General features: G+C 62.7%; 16 protein-coding genes. 10 read left to right on the top strand and 6 right to left on the bottom strand.

Going from position 1 to position 16,051, the window contains the following annotated elements; genetic code table 11:
- The first annotated feature begins 9 nt into the window (after nt 1-9).
- Nucleotides 10-228, top strand: coding sequence for a hypothetical protein (locus KHO23_RS26900; protein WP_211614737.1), 219 nt, complete (start codon nt 10-12; stop codon nt 226-228).
- A gap of 121 nt (nt 229-349) precedes the next feature.
- Here the strand turns inward: KHO23_RS26900 and KHO23_RS26895 are convergent, their stop codons facing one another.
- Both KHO23_RS26895 and KHO23_RS26890 read right to left on the bottom strand, forming a co-directional pair.
- Nucleotides 350-694 (bottom strand): DUF4148 domain-containing protein, encoded by a 345-nt coding sequence (locus tag KHO23_RS26895; protein WP_211614735.1) that lies wholly within the window; start codon nt 692-694, stop codon nt 350-352.
- Between the two features lie 320 nt (nt 695-1,014).
- Nucleotides 1,015-1,662 carry a DNA-3-methyladenine glycosylase gene (locus KHO23_RS26890; protein WP_211614734.1) on the bottom strand — a complete coding sequence of 216 codons (648 nt, stop codon included), beginning with the start codon at nt 1,660-1,662 and terminating at the stop codon, nt 1,015-1,017.
- 395 nt (nt 1,663-2,057) lie between these two features.
- Between KHO23_RS26890 and KHO23_RS26885 the strand changes: the two genes are divergently transcribed.
- Both KHO23_RS26885 and KHO23_RS26880 read left to right on the top strand, forming a co-directional pair.
- Complete coding sequence (locus KHO23_RS26885; RefSeq protein ID WP_211614732.1) at nt 2,058-2,423, top strand: BON domain-containing protein; 366 nt, start codon at nt 2,058-2,060, stop codon at nt 2,421-2,423.
- A gap of 410 nt (nt 2,424-2,833) precedes the next feature.
- Nucleotides 2,834-3,916, top strand: a complete 1,083-nt coding sequence (locus tag KHO23_RS26880) for a calcium:proton antiporter (protein ID WP_211614730.1) — start codon at nt 2,834-2,836, stop codon at nt 3,914-3,916.
- 43 nt (nt 3,917-3,959) lie between these two features.
- On the opposite strand, the gene KHO23_RS26875 is transcribed toward KHO23_RS26880, so the two are convergent.
- Entirely contained in the window at nt 3,960-4,853 is an 894-nt protein-coding gene (locus tag KHO23_RS26875; RefSeq protein ID WP_211614728.1) for a LysR substrate-binding domain-containing protein, read from the bottom strand.
- Nucleotides 4,854-5,416: 563 nt separating this feature from the next.
- Between KHO23_RS26875 and KHO23_RS26870 the strand changes: the two genes are divergently transcribed.
- From KHO23_RS26870 to KHO23_RS26840, 7 genes are all read left to right on the top strand, one after another.
- Nucleotides 5,417-6,511: an ABC transporter substrate-binding protein gene (locus KHO23_RS26870; RefSeq protein WP_211614726.1), complete on the top strand. Its 1,095-nt coding sequence runs from the start codon at nt 5,417-5,419 to the stop codon at nt 6,509-6,511.
- Between the two features lie 5 nt (nt 6,512-6,516).
- On the top strand, nt 6,517-7,503 hold the full coding sequence (locus KHO23_RS26865; protein ID WP_407946076.1) for an ABC transporter permease: 987 nt from the start codon (nt 6,517-6,519) through the stop codon (nt 7,501-7,503).
- Nucleotides 7,500-8,381 (top strand): ABC transporter permease, encoded by an 882-nt coding sequence (locus tag KHO23_RS26860; RefSeq protein WP_211614722.1) that lies wholly within the window; start codon nt 7,500-7,502, stop codon nt 8,379-8,381. The genes KHO23_RS26865 and KHO23_RS26860 overlap by 4 nt, the downstream gene beginning before the upstream one ends.
- A gap of 61 nt (nt 8,382-8,442) precedes the next feature.
- The gene (locus tag KHO23_RS26855) at nt 8,443-9,516 is read left to right on the top strand and encodes an ABC transporter ATP-binding protein (RefSeq protein ID WP_211614720.1); all 1,074 of its coding nucleotides are present in this window, start codon (nt 8,443-8,445) and stop codon (nt 9,514-9,516) included.
- A gap of 53 nt (nt 9,517-9,569) precedes the next feature.
- Entirely contained in the window at nt 9,570-10,394 is an 825-nt protein-coding gene (locus KHO23_RS26850) for a transporter substrate-binding domain-containing protein (protein ID WP_211614718.1), read from the top strand.
- Between the two features lie 80 nt (nt 10,395-10,474).
- Nucleotides 10,475-11,224, top strand: a complete 750-nt coding sequence (locus tag KHO23_RS26845; protein WP_211614716.1) for an amino acid ABC transporter permease — start codon at nt 10,475-10,477, stop codon at nt 11,222-11,224.
- A 2-nt stretch (nt 11,225-11,226) separates the two neighbouring features.
- Complete coding sequence (locus KHO23_RS26840; RefSeq protein ID WP_211614714.1) at nt 11,227-11,883, top strand: amino acid ABC transporter permease; 657 nt, start codon at nt 11,227-11,229, stop codon at nt 11,881-11,883.
- A 76-nt stretch (nt 11,884-11,959) separates the two neighbouring features.
- Here the strand turns inward: KHO23_RS26840 and KHO23_RS26835 are convergent, their stop codons facing one another.
- From KHO23_RS26835 to KHO23_RS26825, 3 genes are read right to left on the bottom strand one after another with little or no spacing between them, the layout of a single operon-like run.
- Complete coding sequence (locus KHO23_RS26835; protein WP_211614712.1) at nt 11,960-13,240, bottom strand: c-type cytochrome; 1,281 nt, start codon at nt 13,238-13,240, stop codon at nt 11,960-11,962.
- Between the two features lie 12 nt (nt 13,241-13,252).
- Nucleotides 13,253-15,496, bottom strand: a complete 2,244-nt coding sequence (locus tag KHO23_RS26830) for a xanthine dehydrogenase family protein molybdopterin-binding subunit (RefSeq protein WP_211614709.1) — start codon at nt 15,494-15,496, stop codon at nt 13,253-13,255.
- Nucleotide 15,497: 1 nt separating this feature from the next.
- On the bottom strand, nt 15,498-15,953 hold the full coding sequence (locus KHO23_RS26825) for a (2Fe-2S)-binding protein (protein WP_054036421.1): 456 nt from the start codon (nt 15,951-15,953) through the stop codon (nt 15,498-15,500).
- Nucleotides 15,954-16,051 lie beyond the last annotated feature (98 nt).

Genomic DNA, 16,051 nt, shown 5'->3' with positions numbered 1-16,051 from the left:
CCGCCAATCATGCGTCGCAAGCTGCCGAATAGGGCGCAAAAAAAAGCAGCGCGCAAAAAAAGCCCAATCCTTGAAAAAGGTTGGGCGAAGCTACCTTGCGGCAGCGGAGGTTCTTGCATTGTCGAGCGCGACACTGCGCGGCGCGGCGGCTTCGTCAGTCTGGCGGCGCACCTCGACGGACGTGCCGCTGCTGGCAAAACACAACGTTCTTCAATGCGCGCCGCATGAGGCGCGCATTGTCATACCCACATCAAACTGCTGACTGTTCGTTGATCGCAAGCGTGCCCAGATGATTCGCGCACGCCGCGCGCTGTTCAACTGCCGGCTATACCGCCGGCAGCCGCCCAAATCAGTTGCCGAAATAAACCGACTTCGGGCCCGACGTCGGTTGGATCACACCACCCGATTGTGACGAACCGCTGACCACGCCACCGTAACCGCTCGTATTGGCGACCGGTTCCTGCGTCTGCGCGACAGCCGGGTTTTGCGCCTGCACACGGCTTTCGGCAGCTTGAACGTTAGACGGATAATTCGTGTCGTTGGTCGTGGCCGGGTTGTAGCCGGCTTGTTCCAGCTGGATCAATTGATTGCGGACGTCCGCGCGGGTCACGGGTTGTTGGCTCGATTGCGCGAACGAAGCGACGGGAGCGACCAGAATGGCTGCAATGGCGACTGCCTTGATAAGCGATTTCATGATGACTTACCTCCAGATCTGATTTTTTTGCTTCGCTTGCCACACCATGTGAGAAGCGATTGAGTTCAGTCTAGTCACCCAATCGTCAAGGGAAAACCCTTAATTGCGAGATATATAATTGTTCAAATCGCAACAAAGTGGTGAAACTTCCCACCGCGCATGAATAACGTCATCGCGGTACCGTAATAATTGTCGGAATCGTAACCTTTCTGTCTGATGTTTCGACAATGCGCCCACACTGCGCGTGTTTTGCCGCATCGCATCTGTTCGTTGGTCGACAATGGCCAATAGCCAATGGCCAATGGCCAATGGGCCGAAGGTCAGTTTCGCGCACGCGTCGCAGCTTCGGCATGCGGCGGCAGCAACAGTTTTCGCGGCCCGCTGACGAATGCGCTACCGGGCTCGAAAAACCGTAGCGGCCGATGCATCTCGCGCGACAAGCCGATGCGCGTCGTTACGCCTATCGACACCTCCCCCGTCTCTATCACGCCGATCCACAGGTCGCGACCGGTGCAAAGATCGCGACCGTCGAACGGTTGACCGATGCCTAAGGCCATGGTGAGCCGGCCGGGACCGCGCGCGAGGTCGCGCAGCGGCACGCCGGGCCGCCGCGCTTCCATCAGGGGCAAGCCCTCCAGCGGCTCGATGGCGCGCAGCAGAATGCCGGCGCCGATCTCTTCCGCTTCCGCGGAAATATTCAGCATGTACGAAAGCCCGTAGGTGAGCCGGATATAAGCGTGGCCGGGGGCGAGAAACATCGAGCCGTTATAGGGGCGGCGGCCTAAGAACGCGTGGCTGGTCGAATCGCCGAGCGGATACGCCTCAGTTTCGACAATCCGGCCGCTGATACGGCCTTCGGGGAGGTCGTGTACCAGGTATTTGCCGACCATGAAGCGCGCGAGCGCGACCGCATCGAGCGGCAAATCGTCACGAAGTAATGGGAGGATGGGCAGCGGCTGATTCGGCATGCGTTCCGGACGAGTCGTTAAGCGCAAAGCGCGGGATTCGATGAATGCGCGACCTGCGCGCGCAGCCGATACGTCAACGGGCGTGCCACCCGTGCCGCATCAAGCGGTAAAGCGCCATCGGCCTGCGTTCATCGGCCCATTCGTTGTACCAAAACCTCATTTCCTGGCACGGACGCATTCACCATGGCACTAATTGGAGTATCGTGTGTTTCCGGCCTGCAGCACAGCCTTTGCCGGCATGCGTGTGTTTAAGCGCGCCTGATCAACTTACAGTTTGCAAGAAGTCGCACGACCCGCAGCAACGCTCCACTCAGATTTGATCCCGAAGTACCGCTGGCGCAGTACACCGGCCCCATCCAAGGGCCGTCGTATTCATGACAATAGGAGAGAGTTGAATGAAAGCATTCCAGGCAATCAAGATGGTCGGCGGCGCGCTGATCGTTCTGGCATCCATCAATGCGTACGCGCAAAGCAGCGATGCTGCAGCTACGGCCGCCCCGATGGCTGCTTCGTCGGCACCTAACGCCAAGTCGGTCAAGAAAGCCGATCGTGCAATGGGACGCAAGGTGCGCGCCGCGCTGTCGAAGACCAAGGGCCTGAGCGTGACCAACATCACCGTGCGCGCGCGTAGCGGCGCAGTGACGCTGGCCGGCACTGTGCCCGAGCAGCCGCAAGTCGACCTGGCAACCCAGACAGCGCAAGCCGTGCCGGGCGTGACGTCGGTCAAGAACGCACTGACGATCCGTCCGGTCGGCCAGTAAACCGCGTCAGCCAGCCGTAGCGCTTCACCCGGGCGCAACGCTTCATCGCGAGGCGGTGCGCCCGGACCGAAACATCGCGTTTTTTTCCTGAAACTGCCGATCCGGCAGTTGTGGACCGAGGGTGTTTCACCCATCGAAACCGCACCGCATTCTCCGCGCAATCCTGCGTGACTCATTCCTTCAGATGCAAAACAGCCACCGGTTGCCTCACGGCTTGGCCACTGCACCAGCCACGATCCGTCGAGCGGACTGACAAATCCTCGTCCGTTTTTAACTATCCTTTATAATTTAATATGTTAGGGCGTTTTATTGACAGAATGGTTTAGCATTCACCGTCGCCCTCAGGTCTCGCCGATGCCCCGCCGGCACCAGCAACCAGAACCAGAACACGCAATGAAAGGAAGCCCTGAATGACCACGCCCGCGACCGTTTTGCCTCGCTGGACCATTGCCGCGCCCTTCGTCGCCTGGATCGTGCTGGGCGTTGCGTATGCCTTACCGGGCAACGGGCTGCTGCTCGCGTTGATCGGGGTAGCACTGTGCGCAGCCGTGTTCACAGCGGTGCACCATGCCGAAGTGGTCGCGCATCGCGTCGGCGAGCCGTTCGGCACGCTGGTCCTGGCCATAGCCGTAACGGTGATCGAGGTCGCGCTGATCGTTTCGGTCATGTTGACGTCCGGGCCGGAAAAGGCCGGCCTCGCGCGCGATACGGTGTTCGCTGCGGTGATGATCGTCTGCAATGGAATCGTGGGCATTTGCCTGCTGGTGGGCGGCATCCGGCATCGCGAGCAGGACTTTCAAAGTCGTGGCGCCGCGGCGGCGCTGGCGGTGCTCGCCTCGTTGTCCGTGCTGACGCTGGTCATGCCGAACTACACGACGACCAGCGCCGGCCCGCTTCTGTCTTCGTCGCAACTGGCGTTCGCCGGGGTGTCGTCGCTGGTGCTGTATGGGGTGTTCGTGTTCGTGCAGACCGTGCGGCATCGCGACTACTTTCTTGCCGGCGTCCCCGACGAGGACGTCCATGCCGCCCCGCCGAGTATCGGCGTCGCGCTGGCAAGCGGCGGCTTGCTGCTGGTGTGCCTGGTCGCCGTGGTGTTGCTGGCGAAAGTGCTCTCACCGGTGGTCGAAACCGCGGTGAAGAACGCGGGCGCGCCGCCGGCGGTGGTCGGCATTATCATCGCCGCGCTGGTGCTGTTGCCGGAAGGGCTCGCCGCCGTGCGCGCGGCGCGGGCCGATCGCTTGCAAAACAGCATGAATCTCGCGCTCGGTTCGGCGCTGGCCAGTATCGGGCTGACCATTCCAACGGTCGCCGCGGTGTTTTTGTGGACCGGTCAGCCGCTCATCCTCGGTATCGACGGCAAGGAAACCGTGCTGCTGATGCTCACGCTGGTGGTCGGCACCCTGACGCTGAGTTCCGGACGCACGACGATTCTGCAAGGCGCCGTGCATCTGTCCTTGTTCGCGGCGTATCTGTTTCTCTCTTTCGCGCCCTGACGATCGGCCTCGCGCCCGCGCGCTTTCAAACCACGGGCGCCGCCTACTCTTCCCAATGCTCCGCGATCCAGTCGCGAAACAGATTCAGCTTCTGCTGATGCGCGACTGAATCCGGATACACGAAGTAATAGCGCCAGCCCGTCTTGAGCACCGTATCGAACGGCCGCACGAGGCGCTTGGCCGCGACGTCTTCGTCGATCAAGGCAAGGTCGCTGATCGCCACGCCGAAGCCTTGCAAGGCGGCGTTGGTTGCCATGTCGAGCGTGTCGAAACTCGGGCCGTGTCCGGCGTCGATACCTTGTGTATTCGCCGCATCCACTTCGGTCACCTTGGCGAGCCACATCTTCCAGTCGCGATGGTCGCGCGTCGGATGCAGCAGCGTGTGACGCGCCAGATCGGCCACCTCGTCGAGCGGTTTGTCTTTCAGCAGATCGGGCGCGCACACCGGCGTCAGACGCTCCTCGAACAAGGGCACCGCCTGCACGTCCACACCCGGCGACGAGCCATAGATGATCGCCGCATCGAACGGCTCCAGCTGGAAGTCGACGTCGTGCTGCCAGGTCGTGGTGATCTGCACGTGCAGCTCGGGATACTCCGACTGGAAGCGCATGATCTTCGGCAACATCCAGCGCATCACGCAGGTCGGCACTTTCAGTGCGAGATCGGTGCGTTGACGCGTGAGGCGCAGCGATATCTCCTCGATACGCGCGAAGCTCTCCTTCACTGCCGGCAGCAGCAATTCGCCTTCGGCGGTCAGCGTGAGACCTTTTGCATGGCGTTTGAAGAGCGGGAACTTGTAATAGTCCTCGAGCGCGATGATCTGCCGGCTCACCGCGCCTTGCGTCAGGCATAGGTGATCCGCGGCGCGCGTGAAGCTGCGATGCCGCGCGACAGTTTCGAAAATCTGCAGCGCGTTGAGCGGCGGGAGACGTCGCATCGGAGTAGTCCTGTCCGGGATCAGAAAAAATCATTGCGGTGGGCATACGGCATTGCCTGCCCCCACGCTCATTCAGCCCACAGGATACGCGATCAGAAGCTTCCAGACGAATTGCGCAGAGGCGAACGTGCATGCGTTTCGCTCATGACCCGGCTGTCAATTCAGGTCTGAATGCCACGGCTTGCACCGACTCAGGGCGCAGCCTGCCGGACACCGCACCAGAACCGAGCTTTCCTCATACCTCCCGCCTGCTCGCTCACGCCAAATAATCATGGACGTTAACCCGGATAAGCCACTGGATTGGCGTTCCCATGGATCGCAGCGAAGCCGCCGCTAGCGTCGCGCAACGGCCAGCCCATGAGATTCCGTCATGCGCTCCATGCGCATATTTCGTTTGTTGGGGGATTTTGGCAAACCTAGAGTGCATCCACACGCAACGCATCCGGTATCGCGTGAGGTTGGGTTCCGAGGTTGGGTACAGCAGGCAGCGCAAATGAGCGGTGCAGCAGCAGCGGTCAGAGCGAATATCACCAGGCAACAGGCGTTCAACACAGGAGACCGCCATGCAAGAGATCAAACGGGGTAGAAGGCAGGCCATCAAGACGATCGGCGCGGCGCTCGCGGCGTCCGCATTGCCGATGCCGTTTATCAATCTGCGAGCACAGGAGCACAATTTCTCCGGCAAGACGCTGCGCCTGCTGACCTGGTCGGACGACACAGGTGCTGCCGCCTTGCGCAACATCGCCGCCACGTTCACGGCGAAGACCGGCGCGAAGGTCATCGCCGACCGCGCCGACGGCACCTCCGGCATGGTCGCCAAGGTCAAGGCCGCGGGCGATCGCCCCACATACGACGTCATCACGCTGGCCGGCGTCGGCGCGGCGGGTCTCGGCGACGCGGGTCTCCTGATGAAGCCCGATCTCGACAAGCTGCCGAACCTGAAGGACGTCGCGCCGCAATACCGCACGGGCGCGAACGGCTTCGGCATCGGCTATCTGCTGTGGTCGGACGGGTTGATCTACAACACGTCGACGGTCAAGACGGCGCCAACCACGTACGAAGCGCTGTGGGACCCGAAGTACGCCGGACGCCTGTTCCTGCCGCCGCCCGAATGGGCCGAAGCGGTTGACCTCGCGATCATCGCCGCCAAGATGAACGGCGGCTCGCAACAGAATATCGACCCGGGTTTCAAGAAGCTGATGCAGTTGAAAGACCACGTCATGACGCTCGGCGAGAACCCGAATCAGGTGGCCGATCTGTTCCGCACCGGCTCACTCGATATCGGCGGCATTTATTCGCCGGCCTTTTTCCCCGACCAGATCCGCAAGCCCGAGTACAAGATGGGCGTGACGTACGGCATGAAGGAAGGCTTCGCCACGCAGCTTATGTTCACGGTGATCCCGAAGTCGCACCCGGCCGATAGCGATCTGATCCACGCCTTCATCAACCATTCGCTCGACGCCGGCGTGCAAGGCCGCATGGCCGCCGACGTGCTGAACGGCCCCGTCAATTCGAAGGCGGTAATCCCGGCGGAGAGCCGCGCGTTCGTGCCAAGCCCGCAGCAGATCGCCGAGAAAGCCATCCTGCATGACGACAAGGCGCTCGCTGTTGTGCAGCCGGCGTGGATCAAGCGCTACACCGAGATTTTCTCGGCATGAGCGCGATGCTTACGCGCTTTTCGCGGCGTGTCTCATCGGTGCCGGGCGCTGCATCTGACCCGGCACAGGGTGATGCGCCGGGTGCGGCTTCCGGCTCGCCCGGCACCGCATCCCGCACACCGGACGAACAGGCGTCCACGACGCTCGCGAAAGCACGCCCCTGGCTTCTGCTCACGCCAATCCTGCTGTTTCTCGCCATACTCTGCGCGGCCGCGCTCGTCGTGCTGCGTATGAGTTTCGGCACCCAGGGCAACGAATGGCACGGCTTCACGCTGCAGAACTATGCGGATCTCCTCGACGGTTATTTCCTCAAGTCGTTGTGGCTCACGTTGAAGCTCGCGTTCCAAAGCATGATCTGCGCCGTGCTGCTGGCCATTCCCGTCGCCCTGGCAATGGCGCGCACCAAGTCGCGGCTCGCGCGGCGGCTGTTGCTGGCCGGCGTGCTGCTGCCCCTACTCGTCAATCTGCTGCTGCAAGGTTACGGGTGGCTGATCATTCTCGGGCCGGCCGGCCTGCTCAATCACGCGCTGCTCGGCAGCGGCCTCGTGGAGCGTCCGGTGATGTGGCTGTATCGCGAACACGGTGTGCTGCTCGGTTTGATTCAGACGGCGTTTCCGCTGGCCGTGCTGCCGTTATCGAGCGCGATGCGCGCGGTCTCCAGCTCGTATGAAGAAGCCGCGGCCACGCTCGGCGCGACGCGTTGGCAAACACTGCGTCATGTGTTGCTGCCGCTTGCCATGCCGGGGCTCGTGTCCGGCGCGCTGCTCGTGTTCGCCTACAACGCCAGCGCTTTCGCCGTGCCCCTGCTGCTCGGCGGACGCCGCGTGCCGATGCTCGCCGTGCTGGTCCACGACCAGGTCGCGCCCCTCTTGAACTGGCCCGCCGCTTCGGCATCGGGCGTCGTATTGATGATCGCGACGCTCACCGTGATGGCACTGTCGCAGCGCCTCGTGCGCCGTACGCAACGTCTCGCCGAGGAGCCTCACGCATGAGCACGCCGATCCAGACTCCGCGCCTTCCAAGTTCACCACGCCTGCCGCGTTTGCCCACGACCATGCCCGGCCAGCTCGGCAAGGCCACCGCGCTGCTCGCCGCGGTCGTATTGTTTCTCGCCGCGCTGCCGATTCTGACGATGATCACGATGTCATTCAGCGCGGCCGACACGCTCGAATTCCCGCCGCACGCCTACGGTTTGCACTGGTATCGCGCGGCGTGGCACAGCTTCGTCTCGCCGGACGCGAGCGACACCCTCTCGATGGGCGGCGCGCTCAGCACGAGCCTGATCGTCGCGCTCTCGACAATGGTCATCGCCACGCTCGTCTCGGTGCCCGCCGCCTACGCGCTGAGCCGCTATCGCTTTCGCGGCAAACCGGCGGTCGAACAACTGGTGGCGTTGCCGCTCGTCTATCCGCTCGTGATGCTCGGCTTGTCGCTGCTGCTGGTGTTCAACGTGCTGCCGGTCGAACTCGGCGTATTCCGCCTGATCATCGCGCATGTGATTCTGGCGCTGCCGTTCACCGTGAAAAATTGCGCGGCCTCGGTGGCCTCGATCGGCCCGGAGTTCGAGGAAGCGGCCTGCGTGATGGGCGCGAGCCCGAGCCGCGCGCTGATCGACGTGATCCTGCCGCTCATGCGCCCCGGCATTCTCGCGGGCATGCTGTTCGCGTTCATTGTCTCGTTCAACGAATTCACGGTGACGTTCTTTCTATATGGCATCGACACGATGACGCTGCCGGTGTGGCTCTATAGCCGCACGGTGTCGTCGCTCGATCCGACCGTGTTCTGTTTCGCCGTCTTTATCGTCGCGATCGACTTCGCGCTGATCTGGCTGCTCGAAAAGCTGATCGGCGACGAAGGGGTGGCGCTTTGATCACCGCTTTGGCCACCCTTCCGATTCGCGCTGTGCCGATGCCTTTTTGCTGGAGCATTCGATGACCCATCTGACCTTGCAGGCCGTGACCAAACGGTTCAACGCGGCCTATGCCGTCGACAGCGTCGATCTGAGCGTGCCCGACGGCAAGCTGGTGTGCTTTCTCGGGCCGTCCGGCTGCGGCAAGACCACGCTCTTGCGGATGATCGCCGGGCTAGAGACGCCGAGCTCGGGCAGCATCAACTTCGCCGGCCGCAACATCACGCATCTGCCCGCCAATCAGCGCGACTTCGGCATGGTGTTTCAGTCGCTCGCGCTGTTTCCGCACATGACGGTCGCGCAGAACGTCGCGTATCCGCTCAAGCTACGCAAGACCGCGAAAGACGCGCAAGCGCGCCGCGTTGCTGAATTGCTGGAGCTGATCCAGTTGCCGCATATGGCGAACCGGCCGGTCACGCAACTCTCCGGCGGCCAGCGTCAACGCGTGGCGATTGCGCGCGCCATCGCGTCGCAACCGAAACTGCTGTTGCTCGACGAGCCGCTCTCCGCGCTCGACGCCAAACTGCGCGAAGCGATGCAGGTCGAAATCCGCCTGCTGCAACAGCGTCTCGGCATCACGACGATCATGGTGACGCACGATCAGCGCGAGGCGATGACGATGGCCGACGAGATCGTGGTCATGGAGAAAGGCCGGATCGCGCAAGTCGGCAAACCGCTCGATATTTATCGCGACCCGGTCAGCGAATTCGTGGCTGACTTCATCGGGCTCGGCAACATCCTGCCGGTCACTTACGACGGCGCGGGCGCCGTGAGTCTGCCGGGCGGAAGGCGCATTGCCGTTGCGCAACCCGCGCGCGTGCCGTCGTCCAGCAGCGATATTCGCCTGCTGATCCGGCCGGAAGATGTGTGTGTCAAATTGGCGTCCGACAATGCCGGGCAAAACCGGCTCGCGGGCACGGTGACGTTTATCCGCGACGTGGGGGCGTCGCTCGAAGCAACGATCGATTGCACGGGTTTCACCCTGACCGCCGCGACCACCCCGCGCGAAACGCCGGGGCTGACGCTCGGCATGCCGGTGCTCGCAGAATTGCCACCGCATGCGTGCAAACTGATCGCTGCCCGCGCGGCACATTGAAACACTCACACTGAAGCCCATTCCAATACCGAGTTTTCGACAGAGGAAAGACCATGAATCAGCCGCAAGTTGCCCAATCGAACACACGCCGCGTCTTCGCCACGCTCGCCGCGACGCTCGCCTTCACCGGCCTCGGCGCACTGTGCGCCTTTTCGTCGGCCGCCCATGCCGACGCGCTCGACACTATCGCCAAGTCCGGCACGGTACGCATCGGCGTATTCGAGGACTACCCGCCGTTCGGCTCGATTGGCCCGGACATGAAGCCGATGGGTTACGACATCGACGTCGCCAACCTGATTGGCAAAGCGCTCAACGCGAAAGTCGAACTGGTGCAGGTGACGGGCGACAACCGCATGGCCTACCTCGCCGACCACAAGGCTGACATGCTGCTTTCAGTCGGCCAGACGCCGGAGCGCGAAAAGGTGATCGACTTCTCGCAGCCCTACGCGCCCTACTACCTCGCCGTGTTCGGTCCGAAAACGCTGCCCGTGAAAAACGCCGCCGACCTCGCCGGCAAGTCGATTTCGGTTGCGCGCGGCACGCTGGAAGACCTGAGCGTCACCAAGATCGCGCCGCCCAGCGCGAACATCAAAAGATTCGACGATCCTAACGGCGCAATTTCGGCGTTTCTTTCTGGTCAGGTACAGTTGATGGTAGTCGGCAACGACGTTGGCGCAACCATTCTCGCGCGTCATCCGGCGAACGATCCGGAGCAGAAGTTCTCGCTGTTCAGCTCGCCGGATCACGTCGGTTTGAACAAGAACGAACCGCGCCTGAAGCAGAAAGTCGACGAAACGATTGCCAAGGCTCGCAAGGACGGCACGATGAACTCGATTGCGCAGAAATGGCTGCGTGCGCCGCTGCCGGCCGACCTCTAAATCTTTTTTGCGCGGGCGCCCCCAAGGTGATTTCCTTCGAGGCGCCCGCTGGAGTTTGACCTCACGATGAGCGCCACCTCATGACCTATGCGTTCGATTTCAGCGGCTTCGGCCTCTACGCAGGGCTGCTCGCGCGCGGCGTCGCCGTCACGCTGGGGCTCACCGCCGTATCCACGTTGCTCGGCGGCCTCGTCGGCATTGGCGGCGCGAGCATCGCGGTGGCCGGGCCGAAGTGGGCGCGCTGGGTGATCGCGACATACGTCGAGTTGATCCGCAATACACCCTTCATCGTGCAGTTGTTCTTCATCTTCTTTGGCTTGCCGAGCCTCGGCATTCATATCGACGAAGTACAAGCCGCGATTCTGGCAATGACCGTCAATCTCGGCGCGTACGCGATCGAAATCGTGCGCGCCGGTATCGACTCGATTCCGCGCGGCCAGTCGCAGGCGGCGCAAGCGCTCGGTCTGCATGAGCGGCAAGTGTTTCGCTATGTCGTGCTGCCGCAAGCGATCGCCAACGTGTTTCCCGCATTGCTAAGCCAGGTGCTGATCGTGATGCTCGGCTCGGCGGTGGTCTCGCAAATCTCGGTGCCCGATCTGACCTACGCGGCCAACTTCATCCAGTCGCGCAACTTCCGCTCGTTCGAAAGCTACCTGATCATCACCGCGACGTATCTGGTGTTGTCGATCGTGTTGCGGCAACTCATGAACCGGCTCGGCCGCGGCCTCTTCGCGGGCCGCGCGGCACGCGGCAGCAGCAACAGCGCGCCGCGTAACTGGCGCAATCGCCTGATGTGGCGCGGCGCCCGCACTCTGCCGACGGAGCGTTGATCATGGTCGAATTCACCCTGTGGGACATCGCCCGCAATCTGCTGCTCGCCGCCCGCTGGACGGTGCTGTTGTCGTTGATCGCGTTTGTCGGCGGCGGCATTGTCGGGCTGATCCTGCTCGCGATGCGCGTGTCGCCGTTGCCGTGGCTGCGGCGGATCGTTGTGGTGTATGTGGAAGTGTTTCAGGGCACGCCGCTGCTGATGCAGTTGTTTCTGGCGTTCTTCGGCCTGCCGCTGCTGGGTGTCGACGTCTCGCCGTGGGTTGCAGCGGCCGTCACGCTGACGCTTTATACGAGCGCCTATCTGGTCGATATCTGGCGCGGCTGCGTGGAAGCCGTGCCGCGTGGCCAGTGGGCCGCCGGGGCGAGTCTGGGCATGACGTTCAGCCAGCAACTGCGCTACATCATCTGGCCGCAGGCGCTGAAGATCGCCGTGGCGCCGACAGTCGGCTTCCTCGTGCAGGTGGTGAAGAGCACGGCGCTCGCGTCGATCATCGGCTTCACGGAATTGACCAAGACCGGCACGATGATCACGAACGCCGCGTTTCGCCCGTTCCCGATCTACGGCATGGTCGCGATGATTTACTTCGCGATGTGCTTCCCGTTGACGTGGTATGCGCGGGTGCTGGAGAAACGTGCGAAGGTCGGGCAGCACCGCTAACGCTTTCTGCAGGTCCATAAAAAAGTGGCAACCGTTTTGCACGGTTGCCGCTTTTTTCGTTGTCAGCCCGATGTTTCTATCGCGCCGCCTGGGTCGACTTGCGCAACTTCGCCACGTCGGCCGCCGTGACCGCCGACCCACCGTTATTCCACCCGGCGCGCACGAAACTCAGGACATCGGCGATCTGCTGGTCGTTGAGCACCGGCGCGTACTTCGGCATCGGATACGGTGCGGGAATCCCGCCGATCACCAGATCCTCCGTGCCGTTCAGCGTCACGTTGATCAGCGACGACGGATCCTTCTCCAGCACGTTCGGATTGCCCGCCAACGGCGCCAGCATCGGCGCAAAGCCGCGTCCGTCGACGCCATGGCAGTGCATGCAATACGCCGTATAAACGCGCGCACCGGCATTGTTCGCGGGACGGTTCAACGACACCTTCGTCGTTTGTAGATCATACGTATAAGGCGGCGCGCCACTGCCACCCGCCGGCGGAAGCGACTTCAGGTACGCGGACATCGCGGCGATGTCGGTGTCGTTCATGGCCTGTGTGCTGTTGTTGATCACACTGGTCATCGAACCGAATGCCGATGCATGGCGATTGGCGCCGGTCTTCAGGAACGCTTGCAGATCCTGATCGTTCCAGCGACCGAGGCCAACGTTGTGCTCGCCGGTCAGGTTCGCCGCGAACCAGCCGTCGAGGAGGCCGCCGGTCAGGAACGCGGTGCCGTTTTCATCCAGCGCCTTCTCCTGGAACGCAATGCCGCGCGGCGTATGGCACGAGCCGCAATGCCCCAGTCCCTGAATGAGGTACGCGCCACGATTCCACGCCACGTCTTTGCCCGGTTTATCCTGGTAGGCGCCCTTCTCGAGGAACACCATGTTCCAGAACTTCAACGGCCAGCGCATGTTCAACGGCCATTTGATGTCCGGCTCGCGGTTCGCCTGCTGCACCGGCGCCACGCCGCTCATGAAGTACGCGTACAGCGCTTTCATGTCGTCGTCGTTGACCTTCGCATACGATGGATACGGCATCGCCGGATACAGGTTGTGGCCGTCTTTCGCGACGCCTTCGCGCATCGCTTTCGCAAAGTCCTCTTCCGTGTAATTGCCGATGCCGGTTTGCTGGTCCGGCGTGATGTTGGTGGTGTAGATCTGGCCCATCGGCGTGGTCATCGGCAAGCCGCCCGCGAACGGTTTGCCCTTCGGCGCCGTATGACAGGCGACGCAATCGCCAACCTTCGCCAGATAGGCGCCGCGCTGCACCAGTGCCTGATCCGCAGCTTGCGCCGGGGATTGCGTCAGGAACGGCAACGCCACGCACAATGCCGCGCCGAAACCCTTGAGTGTGTTGTTCATGGTGGTCTCTAGTCAGGCGGTTTGCAGTTGACTGCCGACCGGCAATTGCCGGAGCCGCTTGCCAGTAGCCGCGTAAATCGCGTTCGTCAGCGCGGGCGCGAGCGCCGCCGTGCCCGGCTCGCCGATGCCGCCTGGCGCCTCGCTGCTCTTCACGATATGCACCTCGATAGGCGGCGTTTGATCGATCCGCAGCATCCGGTAGTCGGTGAAGTTGTTCTGCTCCACGCGGCCGTCCTTGATCGTGATCTCGCTATAGAGCGCGGCCGTGATGCCGAAGATGATGCCGCCTTGCACCTGCGCTTCGATCGTGTTCGGATTCACCACCATCCCGCAATCGACCGCGCACACCACGCGCTTGACGGCCACCTCGCCCTGATCGACTGCTACATCGACGACGATCGAGAAGAAGCTGCCGAACGCATGCATCACCGACACACCGCGCCCCTGGCCCTTCGGCACCGCACTGCCCCAGTTCGCCGCCTGCGTGGCGGTGTTGAGCACGTTCAGCGCGCGCGGTGTTTTGCCCAGCAGATCCTGGCGGTATTTGACCGGATCGACTTTCGCCTGCGCGGCGAGTTCGTCGATGAAACTCTCGACCACGAAGGTGCCGCGCGTCGGTCCCACGCCGCGCCAGAACGCGGTGGGAACGGCATGCGGTTCCTGGCGCACATAGTCGATCAGTTGATTGGGCAGGTCGTACGGCAGATCGGAGGCGACTTCCACCGCATCCGGATCGATACCGTCCTTGAACGCGGGCGGCGCGAAACGCGCCAGGATCGACGAGCCGACAATCCGATGCTGCCACGCGATTGGCTTGCCGTTCGCGTCGAGCCCGGCGGAGATCTTGTCGTAGTAGTACGGCCGGTACATGTCGTGCTGGATGTCTTCTTCGCGGGTCCACAGCACCTTCACCGGCGTCGACACCTGTTTGCCGATCTTGACCGCCTGCGTGACCATGTCGAATTCGAGCCGCCGGCCAAAACCGCCACCAATCAGATGGTTATGCACGACGATCTTGTCCGCGGGCAAACCGGTGACGGCAACCGCCGCGTCCACCACCCGCGTCGGCACTTGCGAGCCGATCCAGATTTCGCAGCCGTCGGGCCGTACGTGCACTGTGCAGTTGATCGGCTCCATCGTGGCATGCGCGAGGAACGGTTGCTGATACACGGCGTCGACGCGGGTCTTCGCGTTTGAAAACGCGTTGTTCACGTCGCCGTCTTTACGCGCCACCGCGCCATTGCGTTGCGCTGCATTGGCAAGATCGTCGACGATCTGTTTCATCCCGATCTGCGCGCCCGCGCCTTCGTTCCATCTGATCTCCAGCGCCTGCAAACCGCGTTTGGCGGCCCACGTGTGATCGCCGATCACGGCGACCGCGTTATCGACTTTGACGACCTGGCGCACGCCGGGAATTTTCTTCGCATGGGTATCGTCGACGCTGGCAAGCGTGCCGCCGAATACCGGACAATTCGCGATGGCCGCGTAGGCCATGTCGGGTACCCGCACGTCCAGTCCGAACATGGCGGTACCGTCGACCTTCTCGGGCGAATCGAGACGCTTCACCGCCGTGCCGATCAGCTTGAAATCTTTCGGGTCTTTCAAGGGCACGTTCTGCGGCGCGGGCAGCTTCGCCGCGGCGTTCACCAACTGTCCGTAACCGATGCTGCGATTGCTCGCCGCATGAATCACCTGCCCGGCTTGTGCGTGACAGCTTGCCGGATCGACTTGCCATTGCTGTGCGGCGGCGCTGATCAGGACGGTGCGCGCGGCCGCACCGGCACGGCGCATCGGCTCCCACGCATAGCGGATCGATGTCGAACCACCGGTGAGCTGGCCACCGAGAAGTGGGTCCATGAAGAGCTTTTCATTCGGCGGCGCGTGGTCGAGCGTGACGGAGCCGAGCGGCACTTCGAGTTCTTCGGCGATCAGCATCGGGATCGACGTGTAGACGCCTTGCCCCATTTCGACCTTCGGAATCACCAGCGTGACTTTGCCCGCCGTGTCGATCTGGATGAAGGCGTTCGGCGCGAACACGCCATTCTGCGGCGCCTCGTCAGCATCGCCGCCGATCACCGATTTGCCGGCTTTCTGATCCTGACTGGCGGCCGGCATGCTGAAGCCGAGCAGCAAGCCGCCGCCCGTTGCCGCGCCCACCGTGACGCTGAATTTCAGGAACGTGCGGCGTGTGATTCCACCCTTGCCGTCCTTCGCCAACTCCGCGCCGTTTTGTGCATCGAGCAATCCCCGGGACATGTCAGGCTCCCTTCGCGGCTTGCTTGATCGCCGCGCGGATGCGGTTGTACGTCCCACAGCGGCAGATGTTGCCGGCCATGGCGGCGTCGATGTCCGCATCGGTCGGATTGGGGTTGCTCGCGATCAGCGAGGCCGCCGACATCACCTGCCCCGACTGACAGTAGCCGCATTGCACGACGTCCAGCTGACGCCATGCCTGCTGGACCTTCTGCCCGGCCGGCGTGCTGCCGACCGCTTCGATGGTGGTGATTTTCTTGTCGCCGACAGCCGCCGCCGGCAGCACGCACGAGCGCACCGCGACGCCATCGAGATGCACGGTACAGGCGCCGCATTGAGCGATGCCGCAACCGAACTTGGTGCCGGTCAAGCCGACGAGGTCGCGCAACACCCACAACAGGGGCATGTCCGGGGGTGCGTCGACAGTATGAGTCTGGCCGTTGATGTTGAACGTTGTCATGGGCGGCTCCGGGTGGGGCTTATTGTTTGTCAGGCTGTTTAGGCAGAGACCTCGAACCAAACCGCAAAGACTTGCCGTGTTTATTCGACACGCCGTGC

It is taken from the genome of Paraburkholderia haematera, from assembly GCF_905220975.1.
Lineage (GTDB): Bacteria > Pseudomonadota > Gammaproteobacteria > Burkholderiales > Burkholderiaceae > Paraburkholderia > Paraburkholderia haematera.
This window is presented reverse-complemented; position numbering and strand designations above follow the sequence as displayed.